The organism is Pararhizobium sp. A13 (assembly GCF_040126305.1).
GTDB lineage: Bacteria > Pseudomonadota > Alphaproteobacteria > Rhizobiales > Rhizobiaceae > Pararhizobium.
This window is the reverse complement of the sequence record NZ_CP149510.1, coordinates 472,566-498,831: the sequence shown is the minus strand read 5'-3', so window position 1 is coordinate 498,831 and position 26,266 is coordinate 472,566. Positions and strand designations below refer to the sequence as shown.

Annotated in this window: 21 protein-coding genes; 14 read left to right on the top strand and 7 right to left on the bottom strand. The window is 62.0% G+C overall.

Annotated features, from left to right (window positions below):
• Positions 1 to 54: 54 nt before the first annotated feature.
• The 6 genes from WI754_RS02415 to WI754_RS02390 all read left to right on the top strand — a co-directional run bounded on the left by WI754_RS02415 (position 55) and on the right by WI754_RS02390 (position 8,275).
• Positions 55 to 1,197: an ABC transporter substrate-binding protein gene (locus WI754_RS02415; RefSeq protein WP_349436049.1), complete on the top strand. Its 1,143-nt coding sequence runs from the start codon at positions 55 to 57 to the stop codon at positions 1,195 to 1,197.
• Positions 1,197 to 2,264, top strand: a complete 1,068-nt coding sequence (locus WI754_RS02410; RefSeq protein WP_349436048.1) for an iron ABC transporter permease — start codon at positions 1,197 to 1,199, stop codon at positions 2,262 to 2,264. Before WI754_RS02415 ends, WI754_RS02410 begins: the two co-directional genes overlap by 1 nt.
• A complete protein-coding gene (locus tag WI754_RS02405) occupies positions 2,258 to 3,013 on the top strand; it encodes an ABC transporter ATP-binding protein (RefSeq protein WP_349436047.1) in 756 nt (251 codons plus the stop codon). The genes WI754_RS02410 and WI754_RS02405 overlap by 7 nt, the downstream gene beginning before the upstream one ends.
• 229 nt (positions 3,014 to 3,242) lie before the next feature.
• Positions 3,243 to 3,719 (top strand): GNAT family N-acetyltransferase, encoded by a 477-nt coding sequence (locus WI754_RS02400; protein ID WP_349436046.1) that lies wholly within the window; start codon positions 3,243 to 3,245, stop codon positions 3,717 to 3,719.
• A gap of 22 nt (positions 3,720 to 3,741) precedes the next feature.
• The gene (locus WI754_RS02395; RefSeq protein ID WP_349436045.1) at positions 3,742 to 5,763 is read left to right on the top strand and encodes a beta-N-acetylhexosaminidase; all 2,022 of its coding nucleotides are present in this window, start codon (positions 3,742 to 3,744) and stop codon (positions 5,761 to 5,763) included.
• A 730-nt stretch (positions 5,764 to 6,493) separates the two neighbouring features.
• The gene (locus WI754_RS02390; protein WP_349437699.1) at positions 6,494 to 8,275 is read left to right on the top strand and encodes a PAS domain-containing methyl-accepting chemotaxis protein; all 1,782 of its coding nucleotides are present in this window, start codon (positions 6,494 to 6,496) and stop codon (positions 8,273 to 8,275) included.
• 78 nt (positions 8,276 to 8,353) lie between these two features.
• Here WI754_RS02390 and WI754_RS02385 read toward each other — a convergent pair whose 3' ends face one another.
• Complete coding sequence (locus WI754_RS02385) at positions 8,354 to 11,584, bottom strand: efflux RND transporter permease subunit (RefSeq protein WP_349436044.1); 3,231 nt, start codon at positions 11,582 to 11,584, stop codon at positions 8,354 to 8,356.
• A gap of 37 nt (positions 11,585 to 11,621) precedes the next feature.
• Complete coding sequence (locus WI754_RS02380; RefSeq protein ID WP_349436043.1) at positions 11,622 to 12,842, bottom strand: efflux RND transporter periplasmic adaptor subunit; 1,221 nt, start codon at positions 12,840 to 12,842, stop codon at positions 11,622 to 11,624.
• Positions 12,843 to 13,026: 184 nt separating this feature from the next.
• Here WI754_RS02380 and WI754_RS02375 point away from each other — a divergent pair, with 184 nt between their 5' ends.
• Positions 13,027 to 13,620 carry a TetR/AcrR family transcriptional regulator gene (locus WI754_RS02375; protein WP_349436042.1) on the top strand — a complete coding sequence of 198 codons (594 nt, stop codon included), beginning with the start codon at positions 13,027 to 13,029 and terminating at the stop codon, positions 13,618 to 13,620.
• A 54-nt stretch (positions 13,621 to 13,674) separates the two neighbouring features.
• Here the strand turns inward: WI754_RS02375 and hutC are convergent, their stop codons facing one another.
• Positions 13,675 to 14,442, bottom strand: coding sequence for a histidine utilization repressor (gene hutC, locus WI754_RS02370; protein ID WP_112847155.1), 768 nt, complete (start codon positions 14,440 to 14,442; stop codon positions 13,675 to 13,677).
• 197 nt (positions 14,443 to 14,639) lie between these two features.
• Between hutC and WI754_RS02365 the strand changes: the two genes are divergently transcribed.
• From WI754_RS02365 to WI754_RS02335, 7 genes are all read left to right on the top strand, one after another.
• Complete coding sequence (locus WI754_RS02365) at positions 14,640 to 15,479, top strand: transporter substrate-binding domain-containing protein (RefSeq protein WP_349436041.1); 840 nt, start codon at positions 14,640 to 14,642, stop codon at positions 15,477 to 15,479.
• Between the two features lie 142 nt (positions 15,480 to 15,621).
• A complete protein-coding gene (locus WI754_RS02360; RefSeq protein ID WP_349436040.1) occupies positions 15,622 to 16,344 on the top strand; it encodes an ABC transporter permease subunit in 723 nt (240 codons plus the stop codon).
• 16 nt (positions 16,345 to 16,360) lie between these two features.
• Positions 16,361 to 17,071 (top strand): ABC transporter permease subunit, encoded by a 711-nt coding sequence (locus WI754_RS02355; RefSeq protein ID WP_349436039.1) that lies wholly within the window; start codon positions 16,361 to 16,363, stop codon positions 17,069 to 17,071.
• Positions 17,072 to 17,103: 32 nt separating this feature from the next.
• Positions 17,104 to 17,874: an ATP-binding cassette domain-containing protein gene (locus tag WI754_RS02350; protein ID WP_037121139.1), complete on the top strand. Its 771-nt coding sequence runs from the start codon at positions 17,104 to 17,106 to the stop codon at positions 17,872 to 17,874.
• A 2-nt stretch (positions 17,875 to 17,876) separates the two neighbouring features.
• Positions 17,877 to 19,373, top strand: a complete 1,497-nt coding sequence (hutH, locus tag WI754_RS02345) for a histidine ammonia-lyase (RefSeq protein WP_349436038.1) — start codon at positions 17,877 to 17,879, stop codon at positions 19,371 to 19,373.
• 26 nt (positions 19,374 to 19,399) lie between these two features.
• A complete protein-coding gene (gene solA, locus WI754_RS02340) occupies positions 19,400 to 20,557 on the top strand; it encodes an N-methyl-L-tryptophan oxidase (protein ID WP_349436037.1) in 1,158 nt (385 codons plus the stop codon).
• Positions 20,558 to 20,559: 2 nt separating this feature from the next.
• Positions 20,560 to 21,480: an arginase family protein gene (locus WI754_RS02335; protein ID WP_349436036.1), complete on the top strand. Its 921-nt coding sequence runs from the start codon at positions 20,560 to 20,562 to the stop codon at positions 21,478 to 21,480.
• 3 nt (positions 21,481 to 21,483) lie between these two features.
• On the opposite strand, the gene WI754_RS02330 is transcribed toward WI754_RS02335, so the two are convergent.
• The 4 genes from WI754_RS02330 to hutH (WI754_RS02315) all read right to left on the bottom strand — a co-directional run bounded on the left by WI754_RS02330 (position 21,484) and on the right by hutH (WI754_RS02315) (position 26,230).
• Positions 21,484 to 22,050: a HutD family protein gene (locus WI754_RS02330; RefSeq protein ID WP_349436035.1), complete on the bottom strand. Its 567-nt coding sequence runs from the start codon at positions 22,048 to 22,050 to the stop codon at positions 21,484 to 21,486.
• Between the two features lie 155 nt (positions 22,051 to 22,205).
• A complete protein-coding gene (gene hutU / locus WI754_RS02325) occupies positions 22,206 to 23,879 on the bottom strand; it encodes a urocanate hydratase (protein ID WP_349436034.1) in 1,674 nt (557 codons plus the stop codon).
• The gene (gene hutG / locus WI754_RS02320; protein WP_349436033.1) at positions 23,876 to 24,694 is read right to left on the bottom strand and encodes an N-formylglutamate deformylase; all 819 of its coding nucleotides are present in this window, start codon (positions 24,692 to 24,694) and stop codon (positions 23,876 to 23,878) included. Before hutG ends, hutU begins: the two co-directional genes overlap by 4 nt.
• Positions 24,695 to 26,230: a histidine ammonia-lyase gene (gene hutH / locus WI754_RS02315; protein ID WP_349436032.1), complete on the bottom strand. Its 1,536-nt coding sequence runs from the start codon at positions 26,228 to 26,230 to the stop codon at positions 24,695 to 24,697.
• Positions 26,231 to 26,266: the final 36 nt, after the last annotated feature.

Sequence of the window (26,266 nt, the reverse complement as noted above, 5' to 3'; positions counted from 1 at the left end):
CGGGCTTTCCGCCCCGATTGCATTTGGTCGAACTGCTGTCGAAGGACCAAGACAATGAAGACGCTGACGATCGCGCTGCTGGCGCTCACCGGCCTCATCGGCCTTGCTGCGGAACCGGCCGTGGCCGAGAAAACCGTCATCACCGACGTAACTGGCCGCAAGGTGGAGCTCGATCTGCCGGCCAAGCGTGTCCTCCTCGGCGAGGCCCGGCAAGTCCATGTGATTGCGGCGCTGAAAAGCGACAAGGCCTTCGAAACGATCGTCGGCTGGCGTGACGATCTGGTGAAGAAGGACGCCGACACCTATGTCAGCTATCGCGAGCGCTTTCCTGACATCGAAAAACTGCCGCGCTTCGGCTATGTCGGCAACGGCACATTCGATCTGGAAGCGGCCATCGCGCTCAAGCCGGACGTGCTGACGCTCAATCTGGAATCGGTGAAGGCGGCCGAGGAGGCATCACTCCTCGAGAAGGCCGCAGCCGCCGGTATCGCCGTCGTCTATCTCGATTTCCGGGTTGATCCGGAGAAGAACACCGAAGGCAGCATTGCCCTGCTCGGCGAAATTTTCGGTGCCGAGGAGAAGGCCAAGGAACTGACCGACTATCGCCGTGCGCAGATCGCGCGGGTGACGGGCCGGCTTGCCGAGGCAAAGCCCGCGTATCCGAAAGTGTTCATCGAGCGCTCGCCGGGCATTTCCGGCGATGTCGCCTGCTGCCGCACATTCGGGCCGGTCAATTTCGGCCGGATGGTCGAGCTCGGCGGCGGGCATAATATCGGTTCCGACGTGATCACGGGTACATTCGGCGATCTCAACCCGGAACAGCTCGTTGTGGCAAACCCGGATCATGTGATCTTGACCGGGGCCAACTGGGCAGCCGAATCCGACATCAACCAGTTCGTCAATGTCGGACCGGGGGCCGATCCAAAGGCGGCGCGCGCGAGGCTTGCGGATCTCATGCAACGGGCCGCTTTTCCAGGCCTGAAGGCGGTGAAGCAGCACCAGGTCCACGCCGTCTGGCACCAGTTCTACGGCAACCCTTATGACTTTGTCGCGATCCAGCAATTCGCCAAGTGGTTCCATCCGCAGCTTTTCGCCGACCTCGACGCGGAGGAAACCTTCAGGGACTTCCACGAAAAGTTCCTGCCGGTTGCCTATCGCACGGGCTATTTCGTCTCTCTTGAAGCGGGTGACATGTGATGACGTTGGCGATTGCGCACCCCATTGAAGATGCTGGCGGCGGACGCTACCGCGCCCTTGCCTTCCGCCGTATTGTCCTGATCCTGTGTCTTGTCGCGGCGCTGTTCGTCAGCGTCGCAGTGGATATGGCGCTCGGGCCGGCAAATTACACGCTTTCGGATGTTCTGAGGGCATTGTTTCAGCCTGCATCGGTCGATGATCAGTTGCGCGTCGTCATCTGGGATATCCGGATGCCGATCGCGCTGATGGCAGTCACGGTCGGTGCTTCGCTTTCGGTCGCCGGCGCGCAGATGCAGACGATCCTTGCCAATCCGTTGGCAAGCCCGTTCACGCTCGGCATCTCCGCCGCGGCGAGTTTCGGCGCGGCGCTGGGGCTTGTCGGGGGGGTCGCGATCTTCCCGGTCGCCGTCCACTACATGGTGCCGATCAACGCCTTGCTGATGGCGATGGTCGCGGCGCTGTTCATTCATTTCGCCTCAACCATGCGTGGCGTCACTGTCGAGACCATCGTTCTTCTCGGCATCGCACTTGTCTTCACCTTCAATGCCCTGCTCTCGCTGCTTGAATATCTCGCCTCCGAGCAGGCATTGGCTGCCGTCGTCTTCTGGACCATGGGCAGTCTCACCAAGGCGACCTGGGTCAAGGTCTGGGTGACCGGGGCTATACTCGTCTTCGCCGTTCCGCTGTTTGCCCACCGCGCCTGGGCGCTGACGGCGCTGCGGCTCGGCGACGACAAGGCGGCGAGCTTCGGGATCAATGTGCGCGCGCTTCGCCTCGAAACCATGATGCTGGTCAGCCTTCTCGCCGCGATCCCGGTTTCCTTCGTCGGTACAATCGGATTCATCGGTCTGGTCGGGCCGCATATTGCGCGCATGCTGGTCGGTGAGGATCAGCGTTTCTTTCTTCCGGCCTCGCTTGTTTGCGGTGCGCTGCTGTTATCTGCGACCTCGGTCGTGTCGAAGACGATCATTCCCGGTGCCATTCTGCCGATCGGCGTCATCACAGCACTAGTCGGTGTTCCCTTCTTCTTTGTGCTCATCTTCAGCAATCGGAGGCGGTCGTGGTAAGTCTGGCACTCGAAGGCCTTGGCGCCAAATACGGCAAGCACGTCGTTTTGTCCGGCGTCGATACCGGCGTGCTCGCCGGTGGCGTCATCACCGCCGTGATCGGGCCCAACGCCGCCGGCAAATCCACTCTTTTCAAGCGTATCGCAGGCCTCACCTCCGGGCCGGGGACTGTGTATCTCAGCGATACCGACAAGGGTCCGGAAACGATCTGCTACATGCCGCAGGACACCGGTGCCAATGCGGTCCTGACGGTCTACGAATCGATTTTGCTGGCAGCCAAGCAGGGAACCGGCTGGAAGGTTCACGACCGGGATCTGACGGACATCGACCACGTTCTGCAGGCACTCCGGATCGACGATCTCGGCTTTCGCGGGCTCGGCGAGCTCTCCGGCGGGCAGCGCCAACTGGTGTCGATCGCCCAGGCGCTCGTGCGCAAGCCCGAGGTTCTTCTGATGGACGAACCGACCTCGGCTCTCGACCTTTTCCGGCAGATCGAAGTGCTGGGTTTCATGAAGGCACTGGCATCCCGATCGGGCATGGCGGTGCTGATTGCGCTGCACGATCTCAATCATGCGCTCCGCTATTGCGACAACACCATCGTCATCGCCGACGGTAAAATGGCCGCGAGCGGTCCGACGGCCGATGTCATAACGCAGGCGATGCTGCGCGACATCTACCGGGTCGAGGCGCGGCTCGAAGCCTGCTCGCAGGGGAAACCGCTGGTGATCGTCGACAGCTCCATCATCTGATCATACAGGGAAGGCGGAAGCCGCGATCCTTACTGACTTTCGGCGCCCTCCGGCGCCGGTTGCTTTTCTGCACCTAAAAAATTTAGGCTGTTGTGGTTTGGCCAGCCCGCCAAAGGTGAGTTGACGGGCCTTTGTTTTCCCCTCTACATTAAGTCAAGCTATTTGACTTAATGTAGAGCATCGGCCTGTGTTCTTGGCCTATGCCAAGCGTGATCGCAAAAGGTTCAACATGGACTATCTGGTCAACCTCTCGGTGGTTAAGCCGGTTTCCGGTCTCGACGCGCGAATGGAAAAGGCGGGCGTCACCATCCGGCGGGCACTTGCGCCGGAACTCGAACTAGTGACCGGCTGGGTGCGGGAAAAGTTCGGCTCCGGCTGGGCGAGCGAGACCACCGTCGCCTTTGCCCGCCAGCCGCCCACCTGCTTTCTCGCGACCCGGGCTGAAAAGCTCATTGGTTTTGCCTGCCATGAATCGATCGCTCGCGGGTTCTTCGGGCCGACGGGCGTCGATGAGGCGGCGCGCGGCGAGGGCATAGGTCATGCGCTGCTTTTGGCCTGCCTTCTGGACCTGAAGACGATGGGTTACGGCTACGCGATTATCGGCGATGTCGGGCCATCCGCATTCTACGAGCGCACCGTGGGCGCCACGCCGATCCCGAATTCCGCGCCCGGCGTCTATGCCGGCCTGCTCAAGAGCGCCGACTGACATTGTCCCAGGGGTGAACATCATGACGATTGTAGCGAAAAGCAGATATCAGCTGGAAACAGTCTGGGTACCGGCGGGGCTGGACGAGCAGCCGGCCTACGCGCTCAGCCTGACCAACAACACTGATCAGCCGCTGGAAGGGTTCACGCTGTGCGTTTCCGGCCCGGCACGTATTGATCCGGAAGCGACCGTGGAGGGTGGAAGGCTGCTGAAGCGGCTGTCGAACCACGCCGAGTTCGCGCCGCCGGAAGGCCTCGTTCTCCAGCCTGGGGAGAGCTGGACCATAAAGGCGTGCGGGATGAGCTACCACCCGAAGCACTGGACCGATGGCGCCAATGCCGCCTACGTGGTGCTGTCGGACAACGACACGGCGCCGGTATCCGTTGCGCCGACGCGGGCGAAGGGCGACAATGCCGCCCTGACACGTGGCGCCGTCGTCTATCGGGTTCCGAAGGTCGCCCCAGTGTCCGTTTCCGTCGTGCCGTGGCCGAGTGCTGTTTCCGTCTCCGGCCGGCTGGCGCCTCCTGCCGGGCTCGATCTCAAGCCTGAGGGAGCCGAAGCCGACGCGGCTGTGCGGGCGTTCGAAGCCCTAACCGAGTGCCTGTTTCCCGTCGAAGGTATCGTCCGGCCGGTCGCCGAGGGTGGCTTTCCGGTTTCCCTGTCGTTAGCGGACGGCTTTGCGCCGGAAGCATACAGCGTCCGGTTTTCCGCTGCCGGCGTTGCCGTTTCGGGCAGCACCCGTACCGGCCTGCTCTATGGCTTGATCACGCTCGGACAGATTTTGCGCGGCGCGCGGCTCCACCCCGAAACCTTCCTGTTCCCGGTCGCCGGCGAAATCGCCGATGAGCCGGCGCTTGGCTGGCGTGGAGTGCATCTGGATGTCGCCCGGCAGTTTTACGCGACGGCGGAGATCGAGCATTTTCTGCGGATCCTTGCCTGGAACAAACTCAACCGGTTCCACTGGCACCTGTCCGACGACGAGGCCTGGCGCGTCGAGATTGACGCCTATCCCGCGCTGACGCAGATCGGCGCCTGGCGCGGTCATGGCCTGAAAATCCCGCCGCTGTTGGGTTCCGGCCCCCAGGTGACGGGCGGCTATTACAGCAAGGCTGCGATCCGCGAGATCGTGGCGCTGGCGCGGAGTCTTGGCATCGACGTGGTTCCGGAAATTGATGTTCCTGGCCATTGTTACGCGATGCTGCAGGCCATCCCGGACCTGCGCGATCCGAATGAGGCGGGCAGCTACTATTCCGTTCAGGGGTTCCCGGACAATTGCATCAATCCTGCCCTGGAAGAGACCTATCGCGTTCTCGAAACGATCTTCGATGAACTGATCGAGCTGTTCCCGTCGAGGATCATTCATATCGGCGCCGACGAGGTACCGCTTGGCGCATGGTCCGGCTCGCCGGAGGCGCTGGCGCGGCTGCGCGATATCAGTGGCGACGCCGTGGCGGCGGCACACGCCGCGCGGCTGAACGTCATCACCAATACGCACGGTGCCGACGAGATCGACGGATCGGGTGCTGCGGTGTTGCAGGCGGAGTTTCTGGCGCGCGTCCAGGTCTTTCTTGCCTCGCGCGGTTGCATCACCGGCGGCTGGCAGGAAGCGGCGCATGGCAACGTCATCGACAAGGCCAAGAGCCTGCTTTTCGGCTGGCGTACGGTTGAAGCGTCGGCGGCGCTTGCGGGCGAGGGGTACGACATGGTCGTCTGCCCCGGCCAAGTGTACTACCTCGACATGGCCAACAGCCAGGCATGGTCGGAGCCAGGCGCCAGCTGGGCCGGCTGGTCGGATCCGGAAAAACTCTACACGTTCGATCCCGTCGAAGGCTGGAGCGACGCTCAGAAGAAGCATCTGCTCGGTGTGCAATGCTGCATCTGGTCGGAGCCGATGACTGATCGCGGCGTCTTCGACCGGCTGGTGTTCCCTCGCCTGTCGGCGCTCGCCGAAACCGGCTGGACGCTTCCGGAGCACAAGTCCTTCAAGCGTTTCGAGGCGCTGGTGGGCTTGATGCCGATCCTCTACGGGATCTACGCTGAGTAGCAGGTCGAGCAGAAGCGCCACTGGGACAATGCTGTTTTCTTTGCCGGAAGCAATCGTTGTCCATTGGGAAGGCCGGATCTAGCACCGGTCCTTCACAGATCCCGCAGCGGTAGGGGCGAAAGGCCGCCTTGCCGCGGACCTGTGATGCAGTCCGCCTAGTCTATAACGCATTTTATGCCCGGGGCTTCGTTCACGTTTGGTCGAAAACATGACGGAAAAAGAATACAATTAAAAGCTGTGTTTTTCTGCGCTCGCTGTAAAAAGCTCTTCGGCACGAAAACGCAAAAATCTTCCAAAAAAGAAGATTTCTTTGGGCCGTTATCGTTCCTGTGATCCATATTTAGGTAGATATCGCGAAACTGTTGCGATCTCTAGTTCAAAATTGTGGGTTCTGGAATTTTCCTCTTTGCGAATGCCGATCGTTCAATTTCGCCACAACGTTAATTGTTCCTTTAGGAATAACACTAATAGTTGTATCCGTGCAGCCGAGTGACCGCTCGGGCATGATGCGAATGCATAAGCCGGGATATCCGGCATGTCGCTTTTCAGAAGCCTGATTGCGTCGCGGGTGGTCCTGTGCGGGTGCGATCGCTGCAGTCAGGTTTCACGGCCACAAGAGAAGATTGGAACACACCGACATTCGGGGCTCTGACCGGCCGACGCATGAGCATTTCGTCGCGCCCAAATGGCGCTGGAACCGATCAGATGCCGAAGGAGGCGTTTCATGAGCATGCTTTTCCCACGTTTTGGTGGTGATTTCGCAGCCATCCTCGCTGCGATGCATAAGTCCCAGGCGATTATCGAATTCGATCTGACAGGCAATATTCTCAATGCTAACCCGAATTTCTGCGCGGCCCTGGGCTACGAGCTTTCGGAGATCAAAGGCAAACATCACAGGATTTTCGTCGATCCGGCGGAGGTGGTGAGCGCGGACTACCGCGAATTCTGGACGCGTCTCGGCCGCGGCGAATTTGACAAGCGGCAGTACAAGCGCATCACTAAGAGCGGCAAGGAAATCTGGATCGAGGCGTCATACAATCCTGTCTTCCGGGGTAGCAAACCCTACAAGGTGGTAAAGGTGGCGACTGACATCACTGCTGGCAAACAGCAGGCAACGGAAGATGCCGGCAAGCTGAAGGCGATTTCGCACTCGCAGGCGGTCATCGAATTCACGCCGGCGGGGGAGATTCTTACCGCGAACGAGAATTTTTGCGGTGCGCTTGGCTATCAGCTGTCGGAAATCCAGGGCAAGCATCACCGCATGTTTTGCGATCCCGCCTATGTGCAGACCGAGGAATACCGGCAATTCTGGGAACGGCTCGGACGCGGCGAATTCAGCGCCAACGAGTTCCTGCGCTTCGGCAAGGGTGGCAAGGAAATTTGGATCCAGGCGGCCTACAACCCGATCGTCGATGACAAGGGAAAGGTCTTCAAGGTCGTCAAGTTCGCGACCGATGTGACCAAGCGCATGGGGGCCGTCGCCGCTCTCGCAACGGCTCTGAAAGACTTGTCCGACGGCGATCTCACCCAAAGCCTCGACAGGCCATTCGTGCCGACGATGGAAAAGGTCCGGCACGATTTCAACGACGCGGTGGCCAAGCTCCGCTCGGCGATGCAATCGGTCGGCGCCAACGCTCAGGCCATTGCGGCTGGATCGACGGAAATCCGCTCCGCGGCGGACGATCTGTCAAAGCGGACGGAGCAGCAAGCCGCATCTGTTGAAGAAACCGCGGCAGCGCTGGAGGAGATCACGACGACAGTGGCCGACTCCAGCCGCAGGGCCGAGGATGCCGGCAATCTTGTTGCCGCCACCCGTGAAAACGCGGAGCGGTCCGGCGCAGTGGTTCGCAATGCCATCATGGCTATGGGGCAGATCGAGAATTCGTCGCGCGAGATTTCCAACATCATCGGCGTCATTGACGATATCGCCTTCCAGACCAACCTGCTGGCACTCAATGCCGGCGTGGAAGCGGCGCGCGCTGGCGAGGCGGGCAAGGGCTTTGCCGTTGTGGCACAGGAAGTGCGTGAGCTTGCCCAGCGCTCTGCCAAGGCCGCCAAGGAAATCAAAGCACTGATCAATGCCTCCGGCGAACAGGTGAAAAGCGGCGTCTCACTGGTCGGCGAAACCGGCAGAGCGCTCGAACAAATCGTCAAGCAGGTTCAGGAAATCAACGCCAACGTCGTTGCCATTGTCGAAGGCGCGCGGGAACAGGCGACGGGTTTGAAGGAAATCAACCAATCGGTGAATGCGATGGATCAGGGCACGCAGCAGAACGCCGCGATGGTAGAGCAATCAACTGCCGCCAGCCATAGTCTGGCGCGTGAGGCGGAAGCGCTGTTTGCTCTTCTGGGCCAGTTCAAGGTCGGACAGCGGGGCTCATCGCCGCGCGCTGTTGATGCTAGCCATCATTCCCGGCCGGTCGCCTCGCCTGCGCGGAAGGTGGCGGGGCAGGTGATCAGGGCCTTTTCCGGAAACGCGGCCCCGGCCCAGGAAAGCTGGGAAGAGTTTTAAACCGGCGTAGCCGAATCTATAAAATGGAACGGCGCCACATGATTGCGGCGCCGTTTTTACGTGGAGACCAATGAGGCCTTATTCCGCCGCTTCCAGCCCAGGCAGGAGCGGCTGTGTGTGCAACGGCGTCACGGTGGCCGTCTCAGTGGGAGCTACGTGCGCCCCGGTTATCTTCAATGGCCTGTTGCCGGAAAGCGCGCGGACCACGACGTAGAAGACCGGTGTCAGGAACAGGCCGAACAGCGTCACCCCGATCATGCCGGAGAACACCGCGACGCCCATGGCGTGACGCATTTCCGCGCCGGCGCCGGTAGAGGTTACCAGCGGCACCACGCCCATGATGAAGGCCATCGACGTCATCAGGATCGGGCGCAGGCGAAGACGGCTGGCCTTGATCACCGCATCGAAGGGTTTGGCTCCCTCGAACTCCAGTTCACGCGCGAACTCGACGATCAGGATGGCGTTCTTCGCCGATAGCCCGACCAGCACGATCAGGCCGATCTGGGTGAAGACGTTGTTGTCGCCCGCCGTCAGCCAGACGCCGGCAAGGGCGGCGAGCAGCGCCATCGGAATGATCATGATGATCGACAGCGGCAGGGACAGGCTTTCGTACTGCGCCGCCAGCACCAGGAAGACGAGCAGGATCGACAGCGGGAAGATCAGCACGCCGGTATTGCCGGCAATGATCTCCTGATAGGTCAGTTCCGTCCATTCGAAGCTGACGCCCGCCGGCAGGGTTTCCGCCGCGATGCGTTCGACGGCGGCACGCGCCTGGCCGGAAGAATAGCCGGGCGCCGTGTTGCCGTTGACATCGGCCGAGAGGAAGCCGTTGTAACGCATGGCCCGCTCCGGGCCGGCGGTGGAACTGACGTTCAGCACTGCCGACAGCGGGATCATCTCGCCGGAATTCGACCGTACCTGCAGCTTGCCGATGTCCTCGGCCTGCGCGCGATAAGCTGCATCGGCCTGGACGCGGACGGAGTAGGTGCGGCCGAACTTGTTGAAGTCGTTGACGTAGACCGAGCCGAGATAGATCTGCAATGTATTGAAGATCTCCGTCAGCGGCACGTTCAGCTGGCGTGCCTTGGCGCGGTCGACGTCGGCATAGAGCTGCGGAACGTTGACCTGGTAGCTCGAGAACAGGCCGACCAGTTCGGGTGCGGTATAGGCCTTGGCCATGAAGCCCTTGACGGCTGCATCAAGAGCCTCGTATCCGAGCCCCGCCTTGTCCTCCAATTGCAGCTTGAAGCCGCCGATCGCGCCGAGACCCTGGACGGGCGGCGGTGGGAAGATGGCGCTGAAGGAGTCTTGAATGACGCTCAGCTCCTGGTTCAGCCGTCCGGCGATTGCGCCGGCCGAAAGATCCGGTGTCGTACGCTCCTCGAACGGTTTCAGCGACAGGAAGACGATGCCGGCGTTGGATGAGTTGGTGAAGCCGTTGATCGACAGGCCGGGGAAGGCGATGGCGTTTTCGACGCCAGGCACCTTGAGCGCGATGTCGCTGATGCGGCGGATAACCTCTTCCGTCCGGTCAAGCGAAGCGCCATCCGGCAGCTGCGTGAAGCCGACCAGATATTGCTTGTCCTGCGGCGGCACGAAGCCGCCCGGCACGGCCTTGAAGAAGAAGACGGTCGCGCCGATGAGGAGTAGATAGACGCCCATCATCAGCGTCTTTCGCGAGATTACGCCCTTGACGCCGGTGCTATAAGCCCGCGAGCCGCGCGAAAAGACGGCATTGAAACCGCGGAAGAACCAGCCGAACAGGAAGTCCATGATCCGGGTCAGGCGGTCCTTTGGCGCATCGTGTCCACGCAGGAGCAAAGCGGCGAGGGCAGGCGACAAGGTGAGCGAGTTGAAGGCCGAGATGACGGTTGAAATGGCGATCGTCAGGGCGAACTGCTTGTAGAACTGGCCGGTGAGGCCGGAGATGAAGGCAAGCGGCACGAAGACGGCAACCAGCACCAGCGCGATTGCGATGATCGGGCCGGAGACTTCGGACATCGCCCGGTAGGTCGCTTCGCGGGGGGCAAGGCCGTTTTCGATGTTTCGCTCGACGTTTTCGACGACCACGATCGCGTCGTCGACGACGATGCCAATGGCAAGCACCAGCCCGAACAGGCTGAGCGCATTAATCGAAAATCCGAAGAGCTGCATGATCGCAAAGGTGCCGACGATCGACACGGGAACGGCGATCAGCGGGATGATCGAGGCGCGCCATGTCTGCAGGAAGATGATGACGACGATGACGACGAGGGCGATGGCTTCGAGCAGCGTGTGAATGACCGCCTCGATCGAGGCGCGTACGAACTGCGTCGTGTCGTAGACGATTTCGTAGTCGACATCCTGCGGCATTGTCGCCTTGATCTCCTTCATCACCGTGCGGACCTGATCGGCGATCTCGATCGCGTTCGATCCGGGGGCCTGGAAGACGGGGACGGCGACGGCCTGCTTGTTGTTGAGCAGCGAGCGCAGCGAATATTCGGCTGAACCGAGCTCTATGCGGGCAACGTCGCGCAATCGCGTGATCGCGCCGGTCGGACTCGTCTTGATGATGATTTCGCCGAACTCTTCCTCGCTCTGCAGGCGCCCTTGCGCGTTGACGGAAAGCTGCAGATCGACGCCTTCGAGATTGGGGGAGGAACCGATGACGCCGGCAGCGGCCTGGATGTTCTGGGCGCGGATTTCGTTGACGACGTCGGAAGCCGAAAGGCCGAGCTCGGCCATCTTCTGCGGATCGAGCCAGATGCGCATCGAATAGTCGCCCGAGCCGAACAGTTGCACCTGTCCGACGCCATCGATCCGGGCGAGCCTGTCCTTGACGTTGATCAGCGCGTAATTGCGCAGATAGGTCATGTCGTAGCGGCCCTCGGGCGAGGTCAGGTGCACGACCATCATCAGGTCGGGCGAGCTCTTGACGGTGGTGACGCCGAGGCGGCGCACCTCTTCCGGCAGGCGCGGCTCAGCCTGGCTGACGCGGTTCTGCACGAGCTGCTGGGCCTGGTCCGGATCGGTGCCGAGCTTGAAGGTGACGGTCAGCGTCATCAGGCCGTCGGTGGTCGCCTGGCTGCTCATATAGAGCATGTCCTGGACGCCGTTGATCGATTCCTCCAGCGGCGTTGCGACCGTTTCGGCGATGACCTTCGGGTTGGCGCCCGGATAGTTGGCGCGCACCACGACGGACGGCGGCACGACGTCCGGATATTCCGAGATCGGCAGGATCGTCATGGCGATCAGGCCGCCGAGGAAGATGAGGAAAGATAGAACACCCGCGAAAACCGGGCGATCGATAAAGAATCTGGAGATATTCATGGCGCGATCGCCCTTGTTCTTAAGTGCCGGTAACGGCTTATTGTGCTATGGAAGCCTGCAGCGCAGGGATTGCGCTGGCGCTCATCGAGACCATTTCGGGTGCGACGAGCGTGCCGGGACGGATGCGCTGCAGGCCGTTGACGACGATGCGTTCCTCAGCCTTCAGCCCTGACGTCACCACCCGCAGGCCATCGGATTTCATGCCGACGGTGATTTCGCGGTATTCGGTGGTGTTGTCCGGCTTGACGACCATCACATATTTCTTGTTCTGATCGGTGCCGATCGCCCGTTCGTGGACCAGCACGGCGTCCTCCGTCTTCGCCTGACCCAAGCTCAGCCGGGCGAACTGCCCCGGCATCAGCGCACCATTGGCGTTGTCGAACACGGCGCGGACCCGGATGGTTCCGCTCTCGGGGTCGACGCTGTTGTCGACGAGCTGGAGCTTGCCCTTGATGTCCGGGTGGCCGGCGACATCCATCTGCACCGGAACGCGGTCGAGGAAATTGCGGGCATTCACGCCTTCGGGCAGTTCGGCAAGGATGCCGGAGACGATCTGCTCATCCGCCTCGAAGCTCGCATAGATGGGGCTCAGCGACACCAGCCGGGTGAGGATCGGCGAAGATGGGCCGGCAGCGATCAAGTTACCTGCGGTGATCTCGATCTTGCCGACACGGCCGGTGATCGGCGCGCGGATTTCGGTGTAGCTCAGATTGAGCGCTGCCGATTGCAGCACGGCGCGGGCTGCCTCGAGATCGGCCTCGGCACTTGCCTCACCGTTCAGGCGCTGATCGTAGTCGCTCTGCGATACGGCGTTGGAGGCGAGCAACTGCTTGCCGCGCTTCAGTTCGGTGCGGGCCAGCGACGCCCGGGCCTCGGCCGCGGTCACGCTCGCCCGGGCGCGTGCCACCTCTGCCTGATAGGGGGCTGGGTCGATGGTGACGAGCAGATCGTCCTTCTCGACGATTGCGCCTTCCTGGAAATGAACGGACTGGATCGCTCCAGCCACGCGGGAGCGCAGCTCAACGTGATCGATGGCCTCCAGCCGGCCGGAGAATTCGCTCCACTGCGTCACGGGCTTTGCCTCGACGACGGCGACGGAGACGGGAACGGCGGCGGGCGCCGCGGCCGTGGCGTCGGCTGCGTTGCCGGTGCCGGACGGGCTGCCCTGGATTTCGAAGAAGATCGTCGGTGCAATGGTCGCCACGGCAAGAACGAGCCCGGTGGCGAGAAGCTTGTTTCTGAAAGTTCCGAAAGACATGGCGTTATCCTGAATTTCTGGCCTCGGGGGAGGGCCTGCCGGTCATCTTTCGTGGGAGGCGAGAGATTTGGGCGAGGGTTGCATTGACGTTCAATACCGGTCGGTATAAAAATAGGGCCCTGAACCGATCACTGTCAATGGAATTATATACCGATCGGTATAAAAAATTCGGGAGGTCCGGCCCATGGGACGGCCAAGAGAGTTTGATGTCGACGAAGCACTTGAAACGGCCATGGAACTGTTCTGGCGAAAGGGCTACGAAGGCACGTCTCTAACCGATCTGACCGAGGGAATGGGCATCACCAAGCCGAGCCTCTATGGTGTTTTCGGCAATAAGGAAGGCCTCTTTCTCAAGGCGCTGGAGCGCTATGAACGCACCAAGATGAACTTCTTTCATGAGGCTCTCAATGAGCCGAAGGCCCGCGCCGTCGCCGAGAAAATTCTGCGCGGCTTTGCCGATGCGCAGACGGCGGAAAAGGACCCGAGCGGATGCATGGGCATCAATGGCGCGCTCGCCTGCAGCGAAGCTGCGGCCGAAATTCAGAAGTGCCTGATCGAAAACCGCCACCGCGGCGAGCGGGAGCTGGGCAAGCGTTTCGAGCGCGCTGCGCAGGAGGGCGATTTGCCGCCCGGTCATGAACCCTTTGATCTCGCCCGCTATATCATGACGATCTCGCAGGGGACGGCCATTCAGGCGGCATCCGGTGCGGATCGGGCGGCACTGTATCGCGTCATCGACATGGCGCTGCAATTCTGGCCCGCCGCTCAAGACGGTTGATCAAGCGGGGCATTTAAGTTCCATATACAACGTCATGGGTGTTTTGGCGATTAATCAGTCGTCGGCCATTTTTCCGCTGCGTGATTCCAGCCGATATCGGTTGCCGGGATAGACCAGCCGGGCAAAGGAGACGACGCGCTTGGACGACCATGTGCGCCGGCGGATGAGCAGGCATGGCTCGGTGCGAAGGATCACCAGGAGTTTGCATTCCCAAGGTTGAGGCATGGCCGCTTCGACGATGTGTTCGGAGCCGCTCAACGGAGCCTCGGCGGTCAGGTAGGCGTTCGGCGTCAGTGTCGTGAAATCCTGTTCGAGGTAGCCCGGCGCTGCTTCGGGGTTGACGAAGCGGTCCTCGATCTGCACCGGGACGCCGTTTTCGCTGTGCACGATCAGCGAATGAAACACCGGTGCGCCGATCGGCAGGCCGAGCGCGTCGGCCACATCGGGTGCTGCCGTCTCCTGCGCCAAAACGATCACGGAAGCCTGATGCACATGGCCTCGCTCATCGATCTCTTCAGCAATGTTGCGCACTTCGAAGAGTTCGGAATAGCCCTTGCGCTCGGCAACGAAGGAGCCGACGCCCTGGATGCGTACCAGTTCGCCCTCGCTTGCCAGTTCGCGCAGCGCCCGGTTGGCGGTCATCTTGCTGACGCCCAGTTCGGCGACCAGTTCGTTCTCCGAGGGAACGCGATGTTTGGGGGGCCACTCGCCGCTCTGGATCCGGTCGAGGATCATCTGCTTGACGCCGGCATAAAGCGGTGCGCCGTCATTGTCGCTGTTGTCCCACTTCAGTTGAGCGTTCTGGTCGTTGCTGCGTTTCATATGCTCATTCCTTGGGCGAAATTAAATTTGCATCCAAATACGGCTGCCCTCTTGCATACCACAAAAATTCGCATATGGTACCATATACAACATGGATGTTCAGGGGCGTTTTTCAAGCCGGTTCATCCGTCAATAGATTTGTAAAGCCGGCGGAGATCGGCGGACGTTGTGAAGATAAACCTCAGAGGAACCTGAACATGAACCTGACCAAATTTCTGATGGCTGGCGCCGTCGCATGTGCAACCCTTGCTGCTCCGCTGGCTCAGGCAAAGGACTGGAAGACCGTCACCATCACGCTCGAAGGCGCCTATGCGCCCTGGAACCTGACCAACCCCGACGGCACGCTCGGCGGTTTCGAGCCGGAGCTTGCCAAATATCTCTGCGACCACATGAAGGTCGAATGCAATCTCGTCGCCTCCGACTGGGACGGCATGATCCCGGCGCTCAATGCTGGCAAGTTCGATGTGATCATGGACGCGCTGTCGATCACCGAAGAGCGCAAGAAGATCATCGACTTCACCATCCCCTACGCTCATACGCACGCCGCCTTCGCGACGCTGAAGGACGGTCCGCTGGCGAACGCTGCCGGCACCGGCACGGTCGTCAAGCTCGATCCGGGCGCAACCGGCGTCAAGGAAGTCGATGCGATGAAAGCAGCCTTCGCCGGCAAGACGATCGGCATCCAGGCCGCGACCGTCTATTCCAAGTTCATCTATGACAACTTCGGTGATGTTGCCACGGTGCGCGAGTACAAGACCGGTGCCGAGCGTGACCTCGATCTCGAAACCGGCCGTATCGATCTCGTCTTCGACGATGCCGTCTACCTGATCTCGGCTTTCGAGAAAGCCAACGGCACGCTCGCCTTCACCGGCCCTGAAATCGGCGGCACGATCTTCGGCAGCGGCGAAGGCCTCGGCATCCGTCAGGCCGATACCGATCTGCGCGACATGTTCAACAAGGCGATCCAGGCCGCCCTCGACGACGGCACGATCAAGACCTTGTCGATGAAGTGGTTCAAGACTGACGTTACCCCCTGATCTCAAGTTTGCCCGTCGCTTGCTATTTCGCCCGCGGCGGGCACACTTGCTGCGGCAGGTCGCCTCTAACAAGGCGCGGCCTTCCACATCCATCTGACGATCGGGAACCCGGCTTTGCCGGAAACGACGGGACGCCTGCGGCATGGCACTATTTCAAATGATCGGATTTGGCCCCACCGGCTGGGGCGGGCTGCTTCTCCTGGCAGCGTTGATGACGCTTTGCGTCACCGCCGTTGCGCTGTTGATCGGCGCGATCCTCGGCTCGCTGGTCTCCTGGGCGAAGCTGTCGGGCAGCAAGATAATGCGCATGCTGGGCGGCACCTATACCACCGTGTTTCGCGGTGTTCCCGAACTGCTGATCATCTATCTGGTCTATTTCGGCGGATCGAGCGCAGTCACCGCCATCGGCACGGCAATGGGCTTTGAGGGCTTTCTTGGTCTTCCCTCCTTCGCGGCCGGCGCGCTTGCCGTCGGCATCATCTCCGGCGCCTATCAGGCCGAGGTCTATCGCGGCGCTTTCCTTGCCATCCCCAGGGGCGAGCTTGAAGCGGCGCAGGCGATCGGCATGCACCGGTTCTTGCGTTTCCGGCGCATCATTGCGCCGCAGGTGTTCCGGTTTGCTCTTCCCGGCATCGGCAATGTCTGGCAGCTCAGCCTCAAGGACTCGGCGCTCGTATCGGTAACCGGGCTCGCAGACCTGATGCGGACCAGCCAGGTTGCGGCTGGCTCGACGCGACAGCATTTCCTGTTCTTCATCGTCGGGGGCTGCCTCTATCTGATCCTCACCAGCTTCTCGGACCGGATTTTCACCAGCGCCGAAAAGCGCGCCAATCGCAGCATGCCGACCAGCCTCGGCCAGGCCTGACCCAAGGAGACGCGCGATGGATATCGCCTTCATGCTCGAGACCATGCAAACGCTGCTGGCCGCGCTGCCGATGACGTTGGCGCTGTTCATTCTCTCTATCGCCTTCGGCGGTCTGCTGGCCCTCGTCATCGTCTGGATGCGGGTGAGCGGCAATGTGATCGCCCGTAATTTCGCCAAGGGCTACATCTTCGTCTTCCGCGGTTCGCCGCTTTTGATCCAGATGTTCCTGATTTTCTACGGCCTCGGGCAGTTCGGCTTCATCCGCTACAGCTTCCTCTGGCCAGCGCTGCGCGAACCCTTCGTCTGTGCCGTGCTGTCGCTGGCCCTTTGTACGGCGGGCTATACGGCTGAAATCTTTCGCTTCGGCCTGCGCGCCATTCCGGCCAAGGAGATCGAGGCAGCCCGCTCGGTTGGCATGTCCGGCTTCCTGCTGACCCGCCGCATCCTGGCCCCGATCGCTTTCCGGCATGCGCTGCCGGCCTATTCGACCGAGGTGGTGATGATGGTGAAATCAACTGCGCTCGCCAGCCTCGTTACGGTCTGGGAGGTCACGGGCGTTGCCCAGCGGCTGATCTCGCAGACTTACCGCACGATGGAAGTCTTCCTCTGCGCCGCCGCCATCTATCTCATCTTGAACTTCCTGATCCTGCAGGCCATGGCGCTGCTTGAGTACAAGCTCACTCCCCACCGCCGCGCGGCTCCGCTCTTCCCGGTGCCGCAGCGATGACCCCCGCGACCCTCAACCAGACTGGAACGACCATGGCAGGCACGACCCGGCTTTCCGTCCGCAACATCCGCAAGAGCTTCGGCACGCATGAGGTGCTGCGCGGCATCTCACTCGATGCCCGCGATGGCGACGTCATTTCGCTTCTCGGCGCCAGCGGTTCGGGCAAATCCACTTTCCTGCGCTGTATCAACCTTCTGGAAATCGCTGACCACGGCGAGATTTCCGTCGATGGCGAACTGATCCAGATGGAGCAGCGCGGCGGCAAGAATGTTCCGGCCGACCGGCGCCAGGTGGACCGCATCCGCTCGGAACTCGGCATGGTCTTCCAGTCTTTCAATCTCTGGTCCCATATGACCATACTTGAAAACGTCATCGAGGGGCCGGTGCACGTGCTGAAGCGACCGCGCGCCGAATGCATCGCCGAGGCCGAAGTCTTGCTTGAAAAGGTCGGCATCGTCGAAAAGCGCAATGCCTATCCGGCGCATCTGTCGGGCGGCCAGCAGCAGCGCGCCGCGATCGCCCGCTCGCTGGCAATGAAGCCGAAGGTCATGCTGTTCGACGAGCCGACCTCGGCGCTCGATCCGGAATTGGTCGGCGAGGTGCTGCGCGTCATGCGCTCGCTTGCCGAAGAAGGGATGACCATGCTGGTCGTCACCCATGAAATGAGCTTTGCCCGCAACGTCTCCAATCGGGTGATCTTCATGAAATCCGGCGAGATCGACAGCGACGGCGCGCCGGACGAACTGTTCGGCTCGGGCGGCTCCCCCAGCTTCCGCCAGTTCATCGGCAATTTCGGAGGCTGATCGTGCGGGATATCGTGCTCGAAACGGCGCTCGACTGGCGCGCCGTGGCGGCGGTTGCCGATGGCGCAAATCTCTCACTGTCCGCTGAGGCGGCTCAACGGGTGGAGACAGCGAGCCGCATCGTTTCAGCAATCGTCGAAAGCGGCGTGCGTGCCTATGGCGTCAATACAGGTGTCGGCGCGCTGGCCGATACGGTCGTCGATCGTCCATCCCAGAGCCGCCTGTCGCGCAACATCATCCTCAGCCACGCCTGCGGCGTCGGCCCGCTGCTGGAGCCGCGCGAAGTGCGCGCCATCATCGCGGCGCAGATCGCCAATTTTTCCCATGGCCATTCCGGCGTGCGCCCGGCGATCGTCGAGACGTTGCAGGCTTTCCTGCGCGAAGACTGCATTCCCGATGTGCCCACGAAAGGTTCCGCCGGCTATCTCTCCCACAACGCTCACATCGCGCTGGTACTGATCGGTGAGGGTAGGGTGCTGTTGAAGGGGAAACTGATGAGCGGCGCCGAAGCCCTGAAAACACTGGGCATCGAGCCGCTGGTGCTGCAGGCCAAGGAAGGTCTGAGCCTCGTCAACGGTACTGCCTGCTCGACGGGGCTCGGCTCGTTGGCTCTGGCGCGTGCCGAGCGCTTTCTTGAATGGGCCGATGCCATCGCGGCGTTGACCGTCGAGGCACTCGGATGTCAGGCGGCGGCGTTCGACGCACCGGTGCTGGCGCTTCGCAAGTCGAAGGGTATCGAGAAGGTCGGCAGGGTGCTGCGCGAACGCCTCGCTGGCAGCGGCCTGATCGAGGCAGCCAAGGGCGCGCGCACGCAAGATGCCTTGAGCCTTCGCTCAGTCCCGCATGCGCACGGCGCCGGCTGGGATGTGTTCGATTTTGTCGGTTCGATCGTCGATCAGGAACTTGCGTCCGTAACAGACAATCCCGCCGTATCCGGCACGCCGGAAGCCCCCCTTGTTTCGTCCGAAGCGCATGCCGTCGCACCCGCTCTCGGGCAGGCGCTCGATAGCCTTGCGGTCGCCATCGCCCAGATATCGGCGATGAGCGAGCGGCGGATCGACCGGCTGGTCAATCCGCTAGTGAGCGGCCTGCCGGCCTTCCTGGCGACCGATCCGGGTGCCGGGTCCGGCTTCATGATCGCGCAATATACGGCGGCGGCCCTTGCCGCAGAAAACCGGCGGCTCGGTGCGCCGGCTAGCCTCGACGGAGGCGTCACCTCGGCGCTGCAGGAGGATTTTCTCGCGCATCCGACGGCTGCGGCCGTCAAGCTGCTAGCAGTCATTGACAATGCCGAGCAGATTCTTGGCATCGAATTTGCTGCCGCCGCGCAGGCCCAGGATTTCAAGGCGGCGATTGCCCCGCGTGCAACAGGCACGGACGTGCTCTATCGCCATCTCCGCGCTGTTCTGCCAACCTATGCCGATGACCGGCCGCTTGGCTGGGATCTGGAAAAGGCACGCGATCTCCTGGGCATCGAACCACCGCCTGCCGGCGTTTAAAGCCCTTCCTTAAAAGGATACTGCTGATGACTGCTCATTTTGACGTTGCCGTTGTTGGCCTTGGCGCCATGGGAAGTGCTGCCATCGCGCATCTTGCGGCGCGGGGCGCGAAGATAATCGGCATCGATGCCTATTATCCCGCGCATGCGCTGAGTTCTTCGCACGGCGACAGTCGCCTGATCCGACTCGGCTATTTCGAGGATCCGTCCTATGTGCCGTTGTTGCAGCGGGCCTATGCGAATTGGCGGACGCTGGAGGCGCGGCTGCGGGAAGATATTCTGACGATTACCGGTGTCCTGCAGATCGGCAAGCCGGACAGCAAGATCGTCAATGGCACGAAGAAAAGCTGTGCCCTTCACAATCTGCCGCTGGAGACCCTTGATCCGGACGCGATGCGCCGCCGCTTTCCGGTCTTTTCGCTCGATGAAGACGAGATCGCATTGCTTGATCCGCAGGGCGGCTATCTTCGGCCCGAGGTGGCCGTCATGGGCCATCTTAAACTCGCAGCCACCGATGGCGCTGCGCTGCATTTCGGCGAGAAGGTCGTGGCGATTGAGCCGAGCGACCACGGCGTTACAATTGTCTCCGATACGGGGCGTTATGCGGCCAGCAAGGTCATCGTGGCGACCGGTTCCTGGATCGGCGAACTGGTGCCGGCGCTGCGTGACCATGCGGTGCCGATCAAGCAGGTCGTCGCCTGGTATCAGCCCACCGACGGGTTCGTCACCATGCCGCAGCGCATGCCGGTGTTCATTCGTGACGAGGGAGAAAACGGCTCCTTCTTCGGCTTCCCGGCAATCGGCGTGGACGGCGTCAAGGTCGGCCGTCATGCGCATTTTCGCGAGCCGATCGACCCGAACCAGCCCAATCCACCTGTCAACGACAGGGACACGAACCTGCTCGATGCGTTTATCCGGCACCGGCTTCCGGTGGCTGCGGGTCTTCGGGTGCGGTCCACCACCTGTCGCTATACCATGCTGCCGAGCGAGGATTTCCTGCTCGATCGTCTGCCCGGCGACAAACGCGTTGTCGTCGCATCCCCCTGTTCGGGCCATGGCTTCAAGTTCACCAGCGTTGTTGGCGAAATTCTTGCCGATCTGGCTCTGGATGGTGGCACGGACCTGCCGATCGGTGCCTTTTCCTTCGAGGCGATGGACCGGTTTCTGGCAGCGCGGGCGGCCTAACCATGACCCTCGTCCTCGCATCCGAAACATTTCTCGGCATACCCGTGGCGGCTGAAGCTCGACCGGGCTCGGTTGCGATCTTCGGCGCTGTTCACGGCACAGCATATGGCGCGCAAGCAGCGCACGAGAATGGCATCTCAGCGCCGGATGCTGTCCGCCGTGCCATCACGGCGGCCTCCGTTCATATCGATCATTGGGACTTCGATTTCGACGGCCCGCTGTTGAACGATGGCGCCCTGGAGGTTTTCGATCACGGAGACGTGGCGACGAAACCGGATGATAATCCTGGCAATCGTGCGGCCATTGAAGCGGTCACGCGGGACATCCGCGCAGCCGGAGCCGTTCCGATTCTGATCGGTAGCGACGATTCCACTGCAATCCCCTTCATGTGCGGCCTTGGCGATGTTGATGCGCTGCACATCCTGCAGATCGACGCGCATATCGACTGGCGCGACAGGATCGGCGACGAGACGCTCGGATATTCCAGCACGATGCGGCGCGCTTCGGAACTCCCCTTTGTCCGCTCGATGACGCAGGTCGGCATCCGCGCTGTCGGCAGCGCCCGCGCGCAAGAGGTGGAGGCTGCGAAAGGCTGGGGTTCAAGGCTCGTCACGGTTCGCCAAGCGCGGGCGAACGGCATGGCGGAAATTGCCACTGCCATACCGCGTGATGGCAAGCTTCTCATTCACATCGATGTCGATGCGCTCGACCCGTCGATCTGCCCGGGCGTCAACGCGCTATCGCCCGGGGGCCTGTGGTTGGATGAGGTGACGGACCTGATCGCATCGGCTATGGCGGGCCGCACGCTCGCCGGATTTTCGATTGTTGAATTTCAGCCAAAGCGCGATATCAACGACTTGACAGCGACGGTTGTCGGACGACTGATCTCCCATGTCCTGGGGCATCTTGCCCGCAAAAAGTAGCGCTCAGGCTGCACCGATGCGGATCAGATAGGCCTCCGTCGGCATGTCGGATGTGATCAAGACAACACCTTCAAGTATGGCGCAATCGAGCCTGCCCAGCTCAACAGCGTGATCTCCCGCATCGATCCGTATGTTGCCGAGCGACAGAAGCATCGTGACTCCGCCCTCGGCATCCAAGTGGTGCTGTCCCTCGACGATCCGCTTTTCGACCTGATGCGCCCATTGTCCGCGCCTGGTCATGACGTTCAGATCGACAATCGCACCCGATACCAGTCGCGCGGATGTCGGGGCATCAGCCGGAAAAGCGAGCGGGCGGGATGCCTGCGTCAGCACGACCGGTGCCCTTCCTTCAATGTTCAGTTCCATCCCGTGTCCGTCAAGAATCGACAAGGTCCGGTCGATGCCGGCAAAGACGGAAAACGGCCCATCAGTCGCCACGGTAGCCATGCTGACGCGCCAGCCGAAGGCTGCCAGATCAGCCTCCGGCGGAAACACCGCAATCTCCGTGGTTTCGCCGCCGCCGTTTTTCCAAGGCATGCGGCGGTAGTTTTCCGAGCGAAGAACTTGCATGGCCATAATCCTCGAAGGTGGGATCCCTTTTGTCTGTCGCGCTCAGCCAAATACTGAATGCGACGTCTTCGTTGGCAAAGTTGCAGTAGAGAAAGCCGCTATCATTCTACAAGGCTTCCCGGACCTCGTAAAACGCCGAGGTCCGGGCCGTCCTTTTAGTTTCCGAGAATGCCCGGCAGACGCAGGCCCTTTTCCTTGGCGCAATCAAGGGCGATGTCGTAGCCGGCGTCGGCGTGGCGCATGACGCCGGTCGCCGGGTCGTTCCAGAGAACGCGTTCCAGGCGGCGGGCAGCATCGTCAGTGCCATCGGCGCAGATGACGACGCCCGAGTGCTGCGAGAAGCCCATGCCGACCCCGCCGCCGTGATGCAGCGACACCCAGGTGGCGCCCGATGCGGTGTTGAGGAGCGCGTTGAGCAGCGGCCAGTCGGAGACGGCGTCAGAGCCGTCCTTCATCGCTTCGGTCTCGCGGTTCGGCGAGGCGACGGAGCCACTATCGAGGTGATCGCGGCCGATAACGACCGGGGCGCTCAGTTCGCCGTTCTTGACCATCTCGTTGAAGGCGAGGCCGAGGCGGTGGCGATCGCCGAGGCCGACCCAGCAGATGCGTGCCGGCAGGCCCTGGAAGGCGATGCGCTCGGCGGCCATGTCGAGCCAGTTGTGCAGGTGCTTGTTGCCGGGGGTGAGTTCCTTGACCTTGGCATCGGTCTTGCGGATATCCTCCGGATCGCCCGACAGGGCAGCCCAGCGGAACGGACCGATGCCGCGGCAGAACAGCGGGCGGATATAGGCCGGAACGAAGCCCGGGAAGGCGAAGGCGTTTTCGAGGCCTTCTTCCTTGGCGACCTGGCGGATGTTATTGCCGTAGTCGAAGGTCGGGATGCCCATGTCCTGGAAGGCGATCATCGCTTCGACATGTTCGCGCATCGAGGCGCGGGCAGCCTTTTCGACGGCCTTGGGGTCGCTTTCGCGCTTTGCCTTCCACTCAGCCATGGTCCAGCCCTTCGGCAGGTAACCGTTGATCGGGTCGTGGGCCGAGGTCTGGTCGGTGACCATGTCGGGACGGATGCCGCGGCGGACCATTTCCGGCAGGATTTCGGCGCAGTTGCCGAGCAGGCCGACGGATTTTGCCTCGCCGGCGGCGGTCCAGCGCGCGATCATCTCCATCGCTTCGTCGAGGGTTTCGGCGCGGGCGTCGACGTAGCGGGTGCGCAGGCGGAAATCGATCGAGTCGGGATTGCATTCGACGGCAAGGCAGCACGCGCCGGCCATGACGGCGGCGAGCGGCTGGGCGCCGCCCATGCCGCCGAGACCACCGGTCAGCACCCACTTGCCCTTGAGGTCGCCGTTGTAGTGCTGGCGGCCGGCTTCGACGAAGGTTTCGTAGGTGCCCTGCACGATGCCCTGGCTGCCGATATAGATCCACGACCCGGCGGTCATCTGGCCGTACATGGCGAGACCCTTCTTATCCAGCTCGTTGAAATGGTCCCAGGTCGCCCAGTGTGGCACCAGGTTGGAGTTGGCGATCAGAACACGCGGTGCATCCTTGTGGGTGCGGAACACGCCGACCGGCTTGCCCGACTGCACCATCAGGGTTTCGTCTTCGTTGAGGTCGCGCAACGTCTCAACGATCTTGTCGAAGTCGGCCCAGGTGCGGGCGGCTCGGCCGATGCCGCCATAGACGACCAGTTCATGCGGGTTCTCGGCCACGTCCGGGTCGAGATTGTTCATCAGCATGCGAAGCGGCGCTTCGGTCATCCAGGATTTCGCGGTCAGTTCGGTGCCGCGGGCTGCGCGGACGTCGCGGATGTTGTGACGAGGATTGGTCATTTGGTTCCCCTTTTGGTGTGTGCCAGTGTCAGCGCTGTCGTTTCAATGCGCGTGAGAATGTCTTTGAGGTGAATGCGAAGCTTGGCCGCCTTGTCTTCGTCATAGGAGAAGGGCGGCATTTCGCTGGCTAGATGCGTGGACTGCGCCAGCTCCATCTGGATCGCGTGCACGCCGGTTTCGGGCCGGCCATAGTGACGCGTCGTCCAACCGCCCTTGAAGCGGCCGTTGAGGATGCTGGTGTAGCCCTGCGCATTCAGGACGACATCGACAGTTGCATCCTGAATGGCCGGATCGCAGGTCTTGCCGCTATCCGTGCCGATGTTGAAATCGGGCAGCGTGCCGTCGAACAGGAAGGGAATATCCGATCGGATGGAGTGGCAGTCGTAGAGTACGGCGACGCCATGGATTGCCTTTACCCGTTCGATCTCGGCGGCAAGCGCTGCATGATAGGGCGCGTGAAAGTCGGCAAGCCGGACGGCGATATCAGCTTCGGTCGGCTGTTCGCCGTCCTTCCAGATCGAGACGCCGTCGAAATCGGTGCCGGGAACGAGGCCGGTGGTGTTCTGGCCGGGGTAGAGGCTCACCCCCTCCGGATCGCGGTTGGCGTCGATGACGTAGCGATGGAAGGTGGCGCGCACCGTCGTCACTTCCGGCAGCAAACCATCATAGAGATGATGGATATGCCAGTCGGTGTCGGCGAGGATGCGGCCATTGTCGTTCAGCCGCTCCCAGATGGCGGCCGGAACGTCGGTGCCGGTGTGCGGAAAACCGAGAATGACGGGCGATGAGCCCTGTTTGACTTCAAAGACGCTCATTCAAGCCTCCAGAACGGGCAGGATGCCAGACGAAACCGCGGCGTTCAGGGCGCCGGAGCGGACGAGGTCGCTCGCCGCTTTGAGGTCGGTCGCCATGTAGCGGTCGATCTCCAGCGTCGGGACAACGGAGCGGATCGCGGCGATGGCCTTGGTCAGTTCCGGGCTGGTGACGAGCGGCGCGCGGAAATCGATGCCCTGCGCGGCCGTCAGCGCCTCGATGCCGATGATCGAAAACAGGTTGTCGGTCATCTGCAGAAGACGCCGGGCGCCGTGGCAGGCCATGGAGACGTGGTCTTCCTGGTTGGCCGAGGTCGGGGTGGAATCGACCGAGGCCGGATGCGACATCTGCTTGTTTTCCGACATCAGTGCAGCCGAGGTCACTTCGGCGATCATCAGGCCGGAGTTGAGGCCCGGCTTCTTGGCCAGAAACGCCGGCAGGCCGTAGGACAGTGCCGGGTCGACTAGCAGCGCGATCCGGCGCTGCGAGATAGCGCCGATTTCGCAGATGGCGAGCGCAATCTGGTCGGCGGCGAAGGCGACCGGCTCGGCGTGGAAATTGCCGCCGGAGACGACGGAATTGTCGGACAGCACCAGCGGATTGTCGGTGACGGCATTGGCTTCGATTTCGAGCGTGCGGGCAACGGAGCGCATGAGATCGAGGCAGGCGCCGTCGACCTGTGGCTGGCAGCGGATGCAGTAGGGATCCTGAACGCGCTCGTCGCCCTCGATATGGCTTTCGCGAATCACCGAGCCCTTGAGGAGGCTGCGCAGCGCGGCGGCCGCGTCGATCTGTCCCTTGTGGCCGCGCAGCGTATGGATATCCGGATGGAACGGCGCCGAGGAGCCCATGGCGGCATCGGTCGAAAGCGCGCCGGTGATGAGGGCCGACTGTGCGGCGCGGTGGGCACGGAACAGGCCAGCGAGCGCCAGCGCGGTCGAGACCTGTGTGCCGTTGATCAGCGCCAGGCCTTCCTTGGCAGCCAGCACGACCGGCGTCAGGCCGGCGCGCTCGAGAGCGGTGCCGCCGTCCAACTGCTCGTCGTCGAAGTAGGCTTCGCCATGACCCATCATGACTGCGGCCAGATGCGCGAGCGGCGCGAGATCGCCGGATGCACCGACGGAGCCCTTTTCCGGGATGACCGGGATGACGCCCTTTTCCATCATTGCTTCGATCAGGCGGACGAGTTCGAGCCGGACGCCCGATGCGCCGCGTCCCAGAGAGACGAGTTTCAGCGCCATGATCAGGCGGACGATGTTTTCGGCAAGTGGCTGGCCGACGCCGCAGCAGTGGGAGAGGATCAGGTTGCGCTGCAGGGTGGCGACGTCGGCGGCATCGATCTTGATGCTCGCCAGTTTGCCGAAGCCGGTGTTGATGCCATAGACCGGCGCATTGCCCGCGGCGATTTCGGCAATGCGGGCAGCGGCTTTCTCGATGCCCTTGTCGAAGGAGGGATCAAGCCGGGCGGGTTCTCCGGTCCAGTAGATGGTTTCGAGTGTCGAAAGCGGGACGGAGCCCGGCTGAAGAGTCAAGGTCATGCGAAATCCTCACCAATGCGCGGAGCCAGGCTCACG